Below are 13,234 nucleotides of genomic sequence, written 5' to 3'. Positions count from 1 at the left end.
TCCCCGGCCGGGCTTGATGGTTTCGCAACGGGCCTCGGCATCCAGCCCCTTAGAGACCGAGGTACTCGTTAATCTCGTCCAACGACTTCACCGAGTTGTAGTCGTAGCCCCCAGTAATGGGGTCATAACCGCGGTCCAGCACCCACAGGTTACGGAAGCCCATGTCATGCATGGGATGCATGTCGTAGCGCGTGTGGGAGGCGATGTGCAGGAAGTCCTCCGGCCTGGCGTTCAGGGTGTCCAGCATGAATTCAAAGGCCTGGTATCGAGGTTTGTAAGCCTGGGCCTGCTCCGCGGTCAAGACTGCATGGTAATCGGCGCCGAGTTTGGGAACGCTGATGTCCAGGAAGCTGTCGTCGGCGTTGGATAGAGCCACTAACTTGTAGTTATCGCCCATCAGTTTCAAAGGAGCCGGCACGTCGTCGTGGGCGTTAAAGCCTCGGACAGCCTCTGCGAACTCCGCACCCGCACCTGGAGTCGGCCCGATGCCGAAGAATTTGCAGACCCTGTCGAAGGAATTCTGCAGGATCTGTTCATAGGGTTTGTAATCGCCAAGAACTTCGTCGAATCGGTACCCGCGGAACACCTTCTTGAACGCGGGCCACTGCGCTTCGGGCAAGCGGCCCGCGAGAAGCCGGCGGGTAGTAAAGTCCGTATCCCAGTTGATCAGCGTGCCGTAGATGTCAAAGGAGATGTACTTCGGCCGGGAATTGCTGTCTGCCATGAGTCGTCCGTTCTTTGTGTGTCCATATGTCTGAAGGCCGCTCATGCGGCGGCCTCCCCGTGGAAATGCCAACACTTCAGGACCTCGTCGTCCGTGGCCCTGACAGCGCTTATGGGTCGAGACTAAGACGGCACCTGGATGATTGTCAACAGTTCTACAGTTGACCAATCGAACCTTCACTGCCATGCTTGTATAACTGTTGAACAGTGACATATGGCGCTCAACGTACAACAGTCCCCACTAAACGGCAGGAGCCTAAGACATGGACGTCAGTACCGATTCTGACTTTATCGATGCCGTGGCATCGGAAAGCGGGCTCCTCACTTCCCCGTCACAGCTAGCAGACGCAACCGTCTTGGAGCTGCTTGAACAGTTCTACGATCTGAAGGGAACCCTGATACGCATTCCAACGGAGAAGGATGAGACCTTCAGGCTCCACGGCCTGGATGAAACGTACTTGGTGAAGGTTTCATCAGCCGATGAGGACCCCCTGATCGTCGAGCTCCAGACGGCAATCATGGAGCATCTGGAGCAGACGGCGCCGGAACTTCCGGTACAGCGTCTCGTGAGGAGCCGCAGCGGAGATCCTCAAGTCCTTCTCACAGCAACCGATGGGCCCTTTAGCCGCGTACTGCGCGTCATGCACTTCATGCCTGGAGCCCTCCTGGCCAATCAGTCAGCGTCGGCCGGCCAGCTTCATTCGGTGGGCGCAAGCCTTGCCCATCTAGGCCTTGCCCTGCAGGGCTTTGACCATCCCCGCGCCGACCGGAGGCTCCTTTGGGACCTCAAACATTTCCACCGGCTGCGTCCATTCCTTGCCTACGTCGACGATAAGCAGAAACGCATACTTGCCGAGCAGATATTCAATCAGTTCGATGCAAAGGTCGTTCCGCTGCTGGACACCCTTTCCACCCAGGTTGTCCACGGAGATTTCAGCCCGTTCAACGTTCTGGTCGACCCGGACAAGCCGGACTATGTGGCCGGAATTATCGACTTTGGGGACGTCGTACGAACGCCTGTGATCTTCGATGTCAGCGTGACCCTGGCAAATCTCCTCGGGTTGGATCCTGAAAATCCCTGGGAGCAGGCTCTCCACGTCATGGATGGCTTCCTTAGCATCCGCCCGCTGCCCGCCCGGGAACTGGAAGCCCTTATCATCTCGGCCAAGGCCCGCCTCCTGCTGCGGGCCCTGATAACGCAGTGGCGGGCCAGCCAACTGCCCCAACGGCGGGAGTATCTTCTCTCCCATTCAAAGCCGGACTGGGAACGCCTGGCCTTGACAGCTGCAGTCCCCGCACCAAAACTCCACTCCACCCCCTGAACCCGGCCCACCATCATTCAAGGAGACATCGTGAGCAACGCTCCCCAGACCATTCGCAAGCCATCCCGAGCCATGGTCAACGGCTTCGATCCCAACCGCCTCAATGAACTCCCTGAGCAGATGCAGAAGAGCATTCGACGCCGGGACCAAAGCCTGGGTCCGGGCTACCGGCTTTTCTACGACGAACCCTTGGAAATCGTCCGCGGCAAGGGCGTGAAATTGTTTGACCGCCACGGCAATGACTACCTCGACGTCTACAACAACGTTCCCTCTGTTGGTCACGCCCATCCGCGCGTCATCGAAGCCGTGCACCAGCAGATGCAAACGCTAAACACCAACACACGCTACGTCCAGGAGTCCATTCTCGAGTACTCCGAGCAACTCCTTGCCACATTCCCGGCGGAACTTGGCCATGTCATGTTCACGTGCACCGGGTCCGAAGCCAACGATTTGGCCATGCGCGTCGCCAAGTATGCAACGGGAAACCAAGGAGTCATCGTCACCGCCGGCGCGTACCACGGTCTCACCGCCGAGGTGTCATCATTCTCGCCGTCGCTGGGTGTCGGCGTACCTTTGGGCGCGAACGTCCGCGTCATCGACGCGCCGGACGCCCTACGCTACTCCGCGGACAAAAGCTCCTTGGACGAACATATGAGGGATCAGGTACGTGCCGCCATCGCCGACCTGCACCGTCACGGCATTGGTGTTGCCGCTTTTATTGCCGACAGCATCTTCTCATCAGACGGCGTTTTCGCCGGCCCGGCTGGATTCCTCCGGCCAATCATCGATGAGATCCACGCTGTGGGTGGCCTGTATATTGCCGATGAAGTACAGCCGGGTTTTGGCCGTACCGGTCAGGAATGGTGGGGCTTCCAGCGCCACGGAATAGTTCCGGACATCGTGACCATCGGCAAGCCCATGGGCAACGGCATCCCCGTCGCGGCAGCGATTTTCAAGCCCGAACTCCTTGTGGAGTTCGGGAAGAATATCCGGTACTTCAACACCTTCGGCGGGAACTCAGTAGCGATCGCCGCTGCTCAGGCAGTCCTGGATGTGATCCGCGAGGAGTCACTCATTGAGAACGCCTTGAAGGTGGGCGGACAAATTATCTCCGGACTGAAGAGTCTTTCGCAGGGCCGGGAACAGGTCGCAGAAGTTCGCGGTAGCGGGTTCTTTATTGGGGTCGATCTTGTCACCGACCGAGCCACGCTCTCACCTGACGGAGCGGCAGCAGCGGAGATCGTAAATTCCCTGCGCCAGGATCGTATTCTTATCTCGGCTTGCGGGGCACAAGGCAACGTCCTGAAAATACGCCCACCAATGCCTTTTTCCAGCAGCGATGCTGGCCGCCTGATCGAGGGCATGGCTAAGGCCTTCACGATCTTGCACTGATGCCGTGCCCTACCGGGCATGAGCAACGGCACCCAGGGGCGCCTTCCTTCAGAGGAAGGCGCCCCTGGCATTTACATCAGACTCAGGTCGAAATACTTAAGTTATTGAGATTCATTCTTGATAAGCTTTAGAGACTCATCTCCCCCCGGTAAGGATCCACCATGGACAGCCCCGACACCCGGCAGCGAAAGATGAATCCGACGGCGGCATGCACCTTGCGTTCGAAACGCACCAAGCGGCGTACTGCCTGGGATGAACCCGCCCCGCAATTGCTGCTCGCCAGTCAACTGATTTTCAACATCGGCTTCTACGCAGTTGTGCCCTTCCTTGCGGTGACCATGCGAAACGACTTTGGAATGGGCGCGATGGCGATTGGCATCGTCCTGGGGGCACGCACCTTCGCCCAACAGGGAATGTTCCTGTTCGGTGGGGCGCTTGCAGACCGATGGGGAGCACGCCAGTCCATGATCACGGGATGCCTTGTCCGCATTACCGGATTCTTACTCCTGGCTTGGGCTGCTGACTTCACACTGTTCCTGATCGGAGCCGTGGTCACCGGGATAGGCGGGGCATTGTTCTCCCCAGCATTGCAAAGCCTCGTGGGCGTGGCCGCCGAGCGCAGTTCTTCCAAGAACGCCGATCGCGCCGGAAGCAATGCCCCCGGGCAGAACAACAGGTCCAGCCTCTTTGCGCTGCTTGTGATCTGCGGTGAAGTTGGCGTGGTGGTGGGCCCCTTGCTGGGAAGCTTCCTCCTGAATACAGGCTTTGACACTTCGCTCCTGGCGGCAGCCGCCGTTTTTACCGTGATGGCAGTGGTCTTTTGGCTCTTCCTGCCAAAGAACGCCCACACGACCAAAACTCCCGTCGAACTAACTGGCCGCGTGCCGCCGTCGGACCTCTGGTCCTGCCTGAAGGACAAAAAGTTCATCGGGTTCGCGGCCTTTTTCAGCGTCAACCTGGTGGCGACCAACCAGCTGTACTTCGGACTACCGGTAGAACTCGAGCGGAGCGGGGCCGGCGCAAGCTCACTGGCGCTCGTCTTTGCCTACGCATCCGTCCTGACCATCACCTTGCAGTGGCCAATAGCAGGCCTCATGCGAAAAGCCGGACCCAGGATCGCCCTTCCCCTGGGTTTCGCCTTGCAGTCCCTCGGCTTCGCTTCATTGGGAGTTCTGGCGATTTTTCCCCCGCCGAACTGGCTGCCGATCCTTCCAGCCCTAGTGCTGGTGACGGGTACAGCACTGGGCAACATGTGTGTGTTGCCCGTCGCCATGGGCCTGGTCCTGGAGTTTGCGGGCGGACGCCCTACCGGCGCGTACTATGGCTTGCTGGCAAGCGCTGGAGGCCTGGCGGTTGTCCTGGGCAACACGGCCCTTGCTCCCCTTTACGAACTCGCCTACACGCCGTCAGCCACCGCCCTCGCTCCCTGGATCTTCCTGTCCGCGCTCGGGGCCATCACGGCTGCGTTCATCCGGCTTTTCATCCCCGCATCTTCCGTGCACCATTCACTTCGACAGGACCTGCATGCTGCCCAGGGTGGGGCAACGCCTCAGAGATAGTCGCTGCCCCGTTCGCGTGCAATTTCCAGAAGCGTTGAGTGGAAAGCCACCTCGGCGGGCGCATACACCTTGTCCTGGCGTTGGGCCAGAAGTACTCGACGCTGGGGCGCGTCGGGGCCAAGGCTCAGGATCCTAACGTCCGGATGCTGTAGGGCCACGGCTGTTTTGGGGACCATCGCTACGCCCATGCCGACACTCACCATAGCTTGGGCCTCCTGGTAGTCGTTGGCAAGAAAGCCAATGTTCGGCTCAAAGCCGGCGTCGTGGGCGGATCGTTGAAGTACCTCCACCACGGGGTGGGCTTCCGCGCGGACTATCCACGACTCCTTCCGGAGGTCTGCCATCGTTACCTCATCACGGTCAGCGAGGGGATGCCCTTTGGCCACCAGGATGACCGTGCTTTCCCGAAAAACTTCCGTGATCCGGATGGACTCGTCATTGAACCGGTTCCAGGGGTAGTCCCACAGCAAGCACAGTCCTGTCACTCCGGACTCGAGGTCTGATACGAGCTCGTCGAACCGGGCGCTGCGCACAGACAGGCCGATGGCCGGGTAACGCTTCTTGAAGGCGCGGATCACCAATGGCAAAAATGATCCGGCCAGCGTGGGGAACGTACCGACCGTCAACGAGCCACGCCTCAAACCGGCAATCTGGCCCAGGTCGGACCGGGCCGCACGCATCTGCCCCACGATTTTCCGAGCGTGCCCTGCCAGCACCTGACCCGCCTCAGTGGGAACCACTCCGCGGGATCTGCGGTTGAGGAGGGGCTGGCCCACCTCCTGCTCCAGTTTCCGCAACTGCTGCGAGACGGCTGATGGCGAATACATCATAATGTCAGCCGCCGCCGTGATCGATCCCTGCTCGACCACCTCTACCAAGAGGGCCAGCCGTCGGATATCGAACAAATCCACATTTTCGTCGTTAAGCAAGGCTTCACCCTTCTTCTTCTTTGGTTCATTCTATGCAGTCTCCAGCCATGGAGAGGAATTTTCGCATGAAATACCGCCTGGGATAGTGCAAAGGAGACACACCTCGGGCATACACCACAGTGGTTGAAGCATTCCTATACTCCCCCTTATCTATCCAACATTGTCTTCACATGTGATCCGGATCATTCTCGTTATAGGCCACAAGTTCACTAAGTGCCACGGGAAGCAGGAAACACAATGAAGATCGAAGCCGAATGGATGCGTGGAGGCACCAGCAAGTGCTGGGTCTTTGAAACTGATCACCTGGAGAGGGCAGGCGCCAACCTGGACGATCTCCTGCCACGACTCTTCGGAAGCCCGGATTCACGGCAGATCGATGGTGTGGGCGGGGCTACTTCAACCACCAGCAAGGCGATGATCCTTAGCCGCCCGGCGGACCATGATGTGGATGTCGAATTCACTTTTGCCCAGGTGGGCATCGAGGAAGCCTCCGTTGACTGGGGCAGCAACTGCGGGAACTGCTCGGCGGTTGTGGGTCTCTATGCCATCGAGAAAGGGTGGGTGGTGCCCGACGGCGATTCCACCAGGATCGTTACCCGGAATACCAACACGGGCCAGATCATCATTCAGCGGGTTTCAACTCCCGCCGGTGCCCTGCCGATCGTCCCTGACGCACAGATGCCCGGCGTCATGTTTCCCGGTTACAGAGTGGGCCTCGGCTTCCAGAATCCGGCCGGCAAGACCACCGGACGTTTGCTTCCCACCGGCTCGGCAACTGACACAATCGTTGCCGGCGGAACCCGTTGGACGGTTTCCATGGTGGACGCGGGCGCACCCGTGGTCATGGTGCGGGCGGAGGAGCTTGGACTGGACACTGCCCGCTATGACACGTGGAAAGCCGGCGTCGAATTGCAACTGGACACCCTGGACAACATCCGTCGCCAGGCAGCTGTCCGGATGGGAATGGCGGCCACTCCCGCCCAAGCCGCGCGGGCTGTTCCCAAACTCGCAATCATTGGGCCTCCCGAAGGGCCTGACGCGGAATGTGACGTCAACGTCATGATGCTCTCCATGGGCAAGCCGCATCCCGCCCTGGCCATCACCGGCAGCATTGCGCTAACGCTCGCAGCCCGGACACCCGGCACCGTCCTGAACACCATCACCGGCAACACAGACGAATCAGTTCTGAAGCTCAGGACGCCTGCAGGCGTCATCGAAACCTGGAGCGAGGAACAAGGTGGATCCCTTCTGGTGGGCGTCGACCGAACTGCGCGCACCATTGCCTCCAGCATCATTCACCTCCCGGAGACTCTCGGCAACGTCGTCGAAGCCTCACTAGCAACAGCCACTCGATGAGGAGAAAACACCATGGCTAAGACAATTTTCAAACCAGCACCCGAGGCTGAGAGCGACATCCGGGAAGAACGTTACCAGCGCCCCAATAACCGCCGCCGTATCCTGCTGATAACGGTTGCCGCTTCCGTCATCCTGGGTCTGGTTGCCATCCTGTTTGGGGGTGCCATCTTCAACCCGGCGGCTACCCCGGAATCGGAGCCGACCATGACAGCCACCCAGATCATCCCGCTGGTAATCCTCGTGGTGATGTTCGTCGTCGCCACAAAATGGCCATTGAACATCGGTGTCATGGGACTCGTCGCTTCCTTCGGAGTCGGCTACTTCATGCTTGGCATGACAGATAAGGAAATCCTGGCCGATTTCCCCGCCAACATCGTGATCACCATCATCGGTGTCACGTACTTCTTCAGCATGGCCCAGAGGAACGGGACCATCGACATCATCGTCCAGAACTGTGTCCGGCTTGTTCGCGGCAAAACGCTGCTTCTGCCGTGGGTATTCTTCCTCCTCGCCGCGTCCCTGACTGCACTGGGCACCTTCTCCCCCGCCGCCGTAGCACTGCTGGCACCCGCCGCAATCGGGCTGGCCTACGAATCACGCATCCACCCGGTGCTCATGGGCGCTTTCATTATCAACGGAGCCCACGCCGGCGGTTTCTCCCCGCTCTCGGTGGCCGGCGTCCTGGTGCATGACATCGCCGTGAAGAACGGCTTCCCGATCTCCCAAGGCGCGCTCTTCGGAGCCAGCTTCGCGCTGAATCTCATCCTCTCAGTCCTCACCGTGGTCCTGTTCGCCCTCCTGGGCAAACTGCGCGACGGCGCTGCCGGCCAGCACGCCGACCTCGAGGCACGCGCAACCCGGCCACATGGCCAGCAGATCCTGACCTTGGGACTTATTGTGGCCATGCTCGTCTGCGCTCTGGGCTTCCACATGCCTATCGGCTTCGTCGCCCTCTCGGCCGGGCTCCTCCTGGCCTTGGTCAACATCAAGGAACACAGGACTTTCATCGGCGGCGTCTCCTGGTCCACCGTCCTGCTCGTCGCCGGCATGATCACCTACGTGTCCCTGCTCCAGCACGTCGGCGTCATCGACACCCTCGCCGAGCAGGCCCTTGCACTGGGAGCACCGCTCCTCATCGCCTTGGTGCTCTGCTACGTCATCGGTGTCGGCTCGGCCTTCGCCTCGTCCACCGCACTCCTCACGGCCTTCATCCCCTTGGCCGGTCCCCTGCTGGCAACAAGCTCGCTCAGCGCGTCGGGAACAGTGGCGGCCCTCGCCATTGCCGCAACCGTCGTGGACGTATCGCCGTTCTCCACTGACGGCGCCCTGGTGGTGGCCAACGCCCGCGAAGACGATCGTCAGCGCGTCTACAAGCAGCTGATGATGTACGCAGGCGGAGTTGTCCTGGTGGCACCCGCACTTGCCTGGGCACTCCTGGTTCCCACTGGCATCATGTAGCTCTGACGAGCGAACGAACGCCGACGAAACAGTTCGGCACGCGTAGGAACCGCCCCTGCACACCATCGCAACAGGTAGCCCGACCGACGGGCGCAGGAGCGCGAACCAACGCACCAAGGGCAGGACCATCCATTGGTGGTCCTGCCCTTGTTTGTACTTCAGGTGTTAAAGGTCAGTGCGATCCGAGGGTGATGGCGATTTCGTTGGGCACGACGTCCAGCTTGGACGATGCCGTGACCTTCCCGGTGGCCAGATCCACGGAGTGAACAGTGTTTGCTGCCGGTTCAGTGACATAAGCGATGTTGCCGTTGACCACGATGGCGGGGTGTGCGTCCTGCCAGTCGGCGGGGCCTTCCCAGGCTTTGATCACGGGGAATTCGTTGACGATCTTCCCGTCCTTGGGATCAAGCACATGGATTGAGCCGTCGGTGGAGAGGATGTAGGCCATGTCGCCTGGTCCCCGGGCGACATCGCGGAAGGTGTACTGGACAGTTTCGGGGAGCTTGACCACGTTGAAGGTGTGCTTTTCGGTGTCGATCAGGGCCACCGAGTTAAGAAGGTAGCCTTCGGCGTCAGGATCAGTCTTGTAGTCGCCCACCACAATCGGGCTGGTCTCGGAAACGAACGCGTTGCCCATCCGGCCGTACTTGTCCGGTGCCGTGAACTTCTCGAACTTGCCGTGGTGGTAGAGGAGGGCGCCATCCTCGCAGCCAAAGATCACTGCCTCGCCGGCTGCAGTTCCCTCGCCATGGATGCCCGGGCATTCTTTGCTTTCGGCCACTTTGTCCCAGTGGTCGCCGTGGGATTCGAGTGCCATAGCGCCGCTGCGTGAAGTCTTGTCTCCGATGGTGGTGAGAAGCTTCCCGTCCTCCAGAACAATCGACACACCATGGTGTGCGGAGTCAGCCTTGTACGTCTGTGCCGCAGGCACAGCCCCCTCAGCCTTGGCGAGCTCGTCGGTCCTGAGGATGGTGGTGGTGCCCGTCCCGTCGTCGAACAGGACGGTGTTGCCGGCGTGCCGGACCACGTGGCCGGCAGCCGTTGCGTCAACCCGCAAATCGGTGAGCTTGGGTTCCACCGTATCCAGCAGCTGGAAGCCTGCCTTGGTGGTGACAAAAACGTGGCGACCGTCCCCGGCAGCGTTCAGCCTGGTGAACTCCTCTGAGTCGAATTTCTTGACGAGCTCCAATGTCTTGCTATCCAGGACGCTGATGCCTCCCGGGTAGGAGATGGCAACCCGTCCTTGCGCTTCGACCGAATCCGTGGAGGATGCGCTGGGCGTATCGGCTGTACCGGCTGGAGTGGTGCTACCCGTTGTGGTGTTGGCGCAGGCGGAGGCCAGGAGCGTCATCCCGGCTATCAGTGCGATGCCACCCAGGCGGGTGCTTCTTTGGCGGAGCATGTATGGGTTCCTCATTCTGTTGTGGTGTTAAGGTGCTGGTGAGTGATCAAGGTTTGAGTCCGGTGACTATGCGATTGGTATTGGCACGCATCATGTCCAGGTAGGTTGCTGCCCCGCCGTCGGGTCCTGTCAGGGATTCGGTGAAGAGCTCCGCGACCTGGACCTGGACGCCGGCTTCATTGGCGAGGACTTGCACCAGCCGGTCCGGCTGGGACGAGTCCGCAAAAATGGTGGGGACGCCGACACCACGGATGGCCTCGCTGAGTTGGCGCAGGTCAGCTGCACTCGGCGCCGCCAAAGTAGTTCCCCCGGGGATGACCGCACCAACAACCTGGAAGTCGAAGCGTTTGGCAAGGTAGCCGAAAACATGGTGGTTTGTGACCAACGCCCTGCGCTCCTTGGGGATGGCAGCAAATGCGCCAGTCATTTCTGTGTCCAGCTGAGTGAGCTTGTCCCGGTAGGCCCCTGCGCTGGAAGCAAGCTTGGTGGGGTCGATTCCGTCGATATCGCGTGCGGCGCCTTCGACAGCGTCCACGACGTCGATCATTGCTGTCGGGTCGGTCCAGAAATGAGGGTCAGGTGCCCCTTCGGCGTCACCGGAACTGTAAGGCACGACGTCGATCACCTCACCTGCCGCCATTACCGGCGCACCGGCTTTCGCGGCCCTGTCCAGGTGTTGCTGCAGCCCTTCCTCCAGGCCAAGGCCGTTGGAAACCACCAGGTCTGCGCTGCCCATGAGGGCAGCCTGTTGCGCCGATATTTCGAACGAGTGCGGATCAGCGTTGGGCTGCATGAGGGTAGTTACTTCAGCCTGGTCGCCGAGGACCTCTTTCGTGATGTCACCCAGGATGTTGGTTGTCACTACTACCTGCGGCTTCTCCGGAGTCCCGGGGTGGGAGCAACCTGACAGAACCAGCCCGGCCACCGCGGTGAGGGCAAGTAGAGCCGCCCGCCTCATCGGCCGGTCTCCACGAAATGAACCGGCTTCGTAGGCAACTCGAGGGTCCGGGCAATCCGGGCGTCATCGGCATAGTCAATTTCATGGACCACGCCCTCGGCGGGCGCATTGACGTAGGCGCGTTGGGCGTCAACTGTGAGCTGAATATTGCCGGCGAAGGCCGGATCAGCCAGTGATCCGACCAACAGCGGTTTCGTGCTGGCAGTCTGCTCTTTGGATGATCCGTCATATACCTGAACCGTGCCGTCGGCGCCGATGACCACCACGTGGTGGTCGGCGTCGTCGACTGTTGCGGCGGCGACAACGGGGGTACTCGTCGGCAGCCATTCCCACGTGCGCTGGCGGGTGTTCAGGAGCCAGACCCCGGAATCGGTGCTGAGGCCGGCAATCGTGGGCCTGCTCTTGCGTCCGTCGAATTCGGTGGCCGGAGCAGCGACGCCCCGCGGGTAGGGAACCCTTTCGAACACTGGCGTTGACCCTTCCATCGTGGCGATCACCGCGCCATCGGAGCAGCCAACCACCAATCCCACCCTGGTGGTGATAGTTCCTGCCGCTGCGGGGCAGTCGGTGGTGACCAGTTCCTTACCGTCGATGTCAATGGCTCGCAGGCGGGCGGCATTCCCTGCATTGTCGGGTTCGGTGACCACCGCCCCTTCGCCCAGTGGAGCGATCAAGCCCGCGTGCGGTTCAGTCTTGAAGCGAAGGGTCTCGGTAATGGTCCCGCCGGAGAGCGCCGGATTATCCAGAAGTACCGCCTCCCCGGAGTTTGGGAAGAACATCCCCGTTGTGCCGGCCGTCGACAGCAGCCCCGTGGCAATGGTGGCAGTACCTTCACCGTCAACCCTGCCAATATTCCTCGCTGCGCCCCGGTAGTAGTGGAAGTGATCCACGTGATCCCAGGTCCACGCGCCACTGTCCACGATGTCAACACCGGTGTTGCTGGCGGCAAAGACGTAACGCCCGTCGGTGCTGACCTCAGCTGGAGACCGGACCTTCCCCAACCGGGACTGTGTCCCGTTCAGGAGGTCCAGCATGGAGGTTTCGCCTTCGGCGTCGATGGCCACAAGGTGAAGCTGAGGTTCAGCGACCTCGGCCACTCCGGTGATCGTCCCGTGCCCGTCACCGGTCGACGCCGATTCGCTCGCGTCAGGTTGTGGCGCCTGCGCAGTGGACGGGTTGCCGCAGCCAGCAAGAAAGAGCAGCGCCAGCGTGGCTAGTGCCACCGGTTTTGTAGGGAGGTTCATGATTACTTTCCAGTGAGGGATACAAAGTCAGGGGCCGGTTCCGGCTCAGGAATTTTGACCGCCCGCGTGCTGCGTCCTGCGTATAGGTGCCCACCAATACCGGATAAGGCGGCCAGAGCAATGGCCGCCATGGCGATGGATGCGCCCGCAGCTGTGCCGGCGTACCAGGAACACAGCAGACCAAGAGCCACGGCCACTGTCCCGAAGGCGACTGCTACGGTCATGCGGGCCGGAATACTGCGTGTCCACGGGCTGGCCGCAACTGCCGGCGCGAGCAGGAGTCCCACCACCAGCAGCGACCCCACGGCCTGATAGGACGACACAACAGCAAGGGTTACCAATCCCACCAGTGCCAGCTGGGCTACATGCGGACGGAGTCCCAATGTTTGGGCAATCCGCGTATCGAAGGCTGCGGCCACGAAATTGCGGTGGAGGATGACCGCAATCGAGATGGTGGCAGTCGCTGCCATCAACAGCCCAAGCAGGTCACCATCGTCCATGGCGAGGATGTCACCAAAAAGCATGGCAGTCGCGTCCGTGGCAAAAGAGCGTGAGTGGGACACAATAATGACCCCGAGCGACAGCATCGAAACGAAGAGCAGGCCGATGCTGGTGTCATACGACAAGCGGCCGCGGCGCTGCAAAAGGCTGATCATCGCGCTCATGACGATGGCGCTCACCGCCCCGCCCGCTATCGCTGGGGCGCCGGCGACTGTTGCCAGGGCCACCCCTGGCAGCATCCCATGACCGATGGCTTCGCCAAGGAAGGCCATCCCCCGGATGATGACCCAGGTGCCAACGACACCGCAGATGATCGCGACGAAGGCACCACCGACGAGGGCCCGGAGGAAGAAGTCTGCGGTAAACGGTTCAGTTAGCCAATGCACTCAG

Annotated in this window: 11 protein-coding genes; 5 read left to right on the top strand and 6 right to left on the bottom strand. The window is 60.7% G+C overall.

The window, feature by feature from the left end; translation table 11 throughout:
• Nucleotides 1–49: 49 nt before the first annotated feature.
• A complete protein-coding gene (locus KCX59_RS10655) occupies nucleotides 50–724 on the bottom strand; it encodes a haloacid dehalogenase type II (RefSeq protein WP_179018191.1) in 675 nt (224 codons plus the stop codon).
• A 262-nt stretch (nucleotides 725–986) separates the two neighbouring features.
• Between KCX59_RS10655 and KCX59_RS10650 the strand changes: the two genes are divergently transcribed.
• The 3 genes from KCX59_RS10650 to KCX59_RS10640 all read left to right on the top strand — a co-directional run bounded on the left by KCX59_RS10650 (nucleotide 987) and on the right by KCX59_RS10640 (nucleotide 4,996).
• Nucleotides 987–2,045, top strand: coding sequence for a phosphotransferase (locus tag KCX59_RS10650; RefSeq protein WP_179018192.1), 1,059 nt, complete (start codon nucleotides 987–989; stop codon nucleotides 2,043–2,045).
• A 30-nt stretch (nucleotides 2,046–2,075) separates the two neighbouring features.
• Entirely contained in the window at nucleotides 2,076–3,437 is a 1,362-nt protein-coding gene (locus KCX59_RS10645) for an aspartate aminotransferase family protein (RefSeq protein ID WP_370629209.1), read from the top strand.
• Nucleotides 3,438–3,598: 161 nt separating this feature from the next.
• The gene (locus tag KCX59_RS10640) at nucleotides 3,599–4,996 is read left to right on the top strand and encodes an MFS transporter (RefSeq protein WP_179018193.1); all 1,398 of its coding nucleotides are present in this window, start codon (nucleotides 3,599–3,601) and stop codon (nucleotides 4,994–4,996) included.
• Here KCX59_RS10640 and KCX59_RS10635 read toward each other — a convergent pair.
• Nucleotides 4,987–5,925: a LysR family transcriptional regulator gene (locus KCX59_RS10635; RefSeq protein WP_179018194.1), complete on the bottom strand. Its 939-nt coding sequence runs from the start codon at nucleotides 5,923–5,925 to the stop codon at nucleotides 4,987–4,989. The genes KCX59_RS10640 and KCX59_RS10635 overlap by 10 nt on opposite strands.
• A gap of 237 nt (nucleotides 5,926–6,162) precedes the next feature.
• Here KCX59_RS10635 and KCX59_RS10630 point away from each other — a divergent pair, with 237 nt between their 5' ends.
• The gene (locus tag KCX59_RS10630) at nucleotides 6,163–7,281 is read left to right on the top strand and encodes a PrpF domain-containing protein (RefSeq protein WP_179018195.1); all 1,119 of its coding nucleotides are present in this window, start codon (nucleotides 6,163–6,165) and stop codon (nucleotides 7,279–7,281) included.
• Nucleotides 7,282–7,293: 12 nt separating this feature from the next.
• A complete protein-coding gene (locus KCX59_RS10625; RefSeq protein ID WP_179018196.1) occupies nucleotides 7,294–8,739 on the top strand; it encodes an SLC13 family permease in 1,446 nt (481 codons plus the stop codon).
• A gap of 172 nt (nucleotides 8,740–8,911) precedes the next feature.
• Here the strand turns inward: KCX59_RS10625 and aztD are convergent, their stop codons facing one another.
• From aztD to aztB, 4 genes are read right to left on the bottom strand one after another with little or no spacing between them, the layout of a single operon-like run.
• A complete protein-coding gene (gene aztD, locus KCX59_RS10620) occupies nucleotides 8,912–10,156 on the bottom strand; it encodes a zinc metallochaperone AztD (RefSeq protein ID WP_179018197.1) in 1,245 nt (414 codons plus the stop codon).
• Nucleotides 10,157–10,187: 31 nt separating this feature from the next.
• Nucleotides 10,188–11,099 (bottom strand): zinc ABC transporter substrate-binding protein AztC, encoded by a 912-nt coding sequence (aztC, locus tag KCX59_RS10615; RefSeq protein WP_179018198.1) that lies wholly within the window; start codon nucleotides 11,097–11,099, stop codon nucleotides 10,188–10,190.
• Nucleotides 11,096–12,343: an ABC transporter gene (locus KCX59_RS10610; RefSeq protein WP_179018199.1), complete on the bottom strand. Its 1,248-nt coding sequence runs from the start codon at nucleotides 12,341–12,343 to the stop codon at nucleotides 11,096–11,098. Before KCX59_RS10610 ends, aztC begins: the two co-directional genes overlap by 4 nt.
• Before the next feature lie 2 nt (nucleotides 12,344–12,345).
• The gene (aztB, locus tag KCX59_RS10605) at nucleotides 12,346–13,230 is read right to left on the bottom strand and encodes a zinc ABC transporter permease AztB (RefSeq protein WP_178992723.1); all 885 of its coding nucleotides are present in this window, start codon (nucleotides 13,228–13,230) and stop codon (nucleotides 12,346–12,348) included.
• Nucleotides 13,231–13,234: the final 4 nt, after the last annotated feature.

This window comes from Paenarthrobacter nitroguajacolicus (assembly GCF_051027655.1).
Classification (GTDB): Bacteria; Actinomycetota; Actinomycetes; order Actinomycetales; family Micrococcaceae; genus Arthrobacter; species Arthrobacter nitroguajacolicus.
The sequence above is the reverse complement of the archived record's forward strand: the minus strand, read 5'-3'. Positions and strand labels throughout refer to the sequence as shown.

Bases quoted from the DNA above. Each gene is read 5' to 3' on its own strand.
- KCX59_RS10655 (WP_179018191.1), bottom strand. From the start codon at position 724: ATGGCAGACAGCAATTCCCGGCCGAAGTACATCTCCTTTGACATCTAC.
- KCX59_RS10650 (WP_179018192.1), top strand. From the start codon at position 987: ATGGACGTCAGTACCGATTCTGACTTTATCGATGCCGTGGCATCGGAA.
- KCX59_RS10640 (WP_179018193.1), top strand. From the start codon at position 3,599: ATGGACAGCCCCGACACCCGGCAGCGAAAGATGAATCCGACGGCGGCA.
- KCX59_RS10630 (WP_179018195.1), top strand. From the start codon at position 6,163: ATGAAGATCGAAGCCGAATGGATGCGTGGAGGCACCAGCAAGTGCTGG.
- KCX59_RS10625 (WP_179018196.1), top strand. From the start codon at position 7,294: ATGGCTAAGACAATTTTCAAACCAGCACCCGAGGCTGAGAGCGACATC.
- aztD (WP_179018197.1), bottom strand. From the start codon at position 10,156: ATGAGGAACCCATACATGCTCCGCCAAAGAAGCACCCGCCTGGGTGGC.
- aztC (WP_179018198.1), bottom strand. From the start codon at position 11,099: ATGAGGCGGGCGGCTCTACTTGCCCTCACCGCGGTGGCCGGGCTGGTT.
- KCX59_RS10610 (WP_179018199.1), bottom strand. From the start codon at position 12,343: ATGAACCTCCCTACAAAACCGGTGGCACTAGCCACGCTGGCGCTGCTC.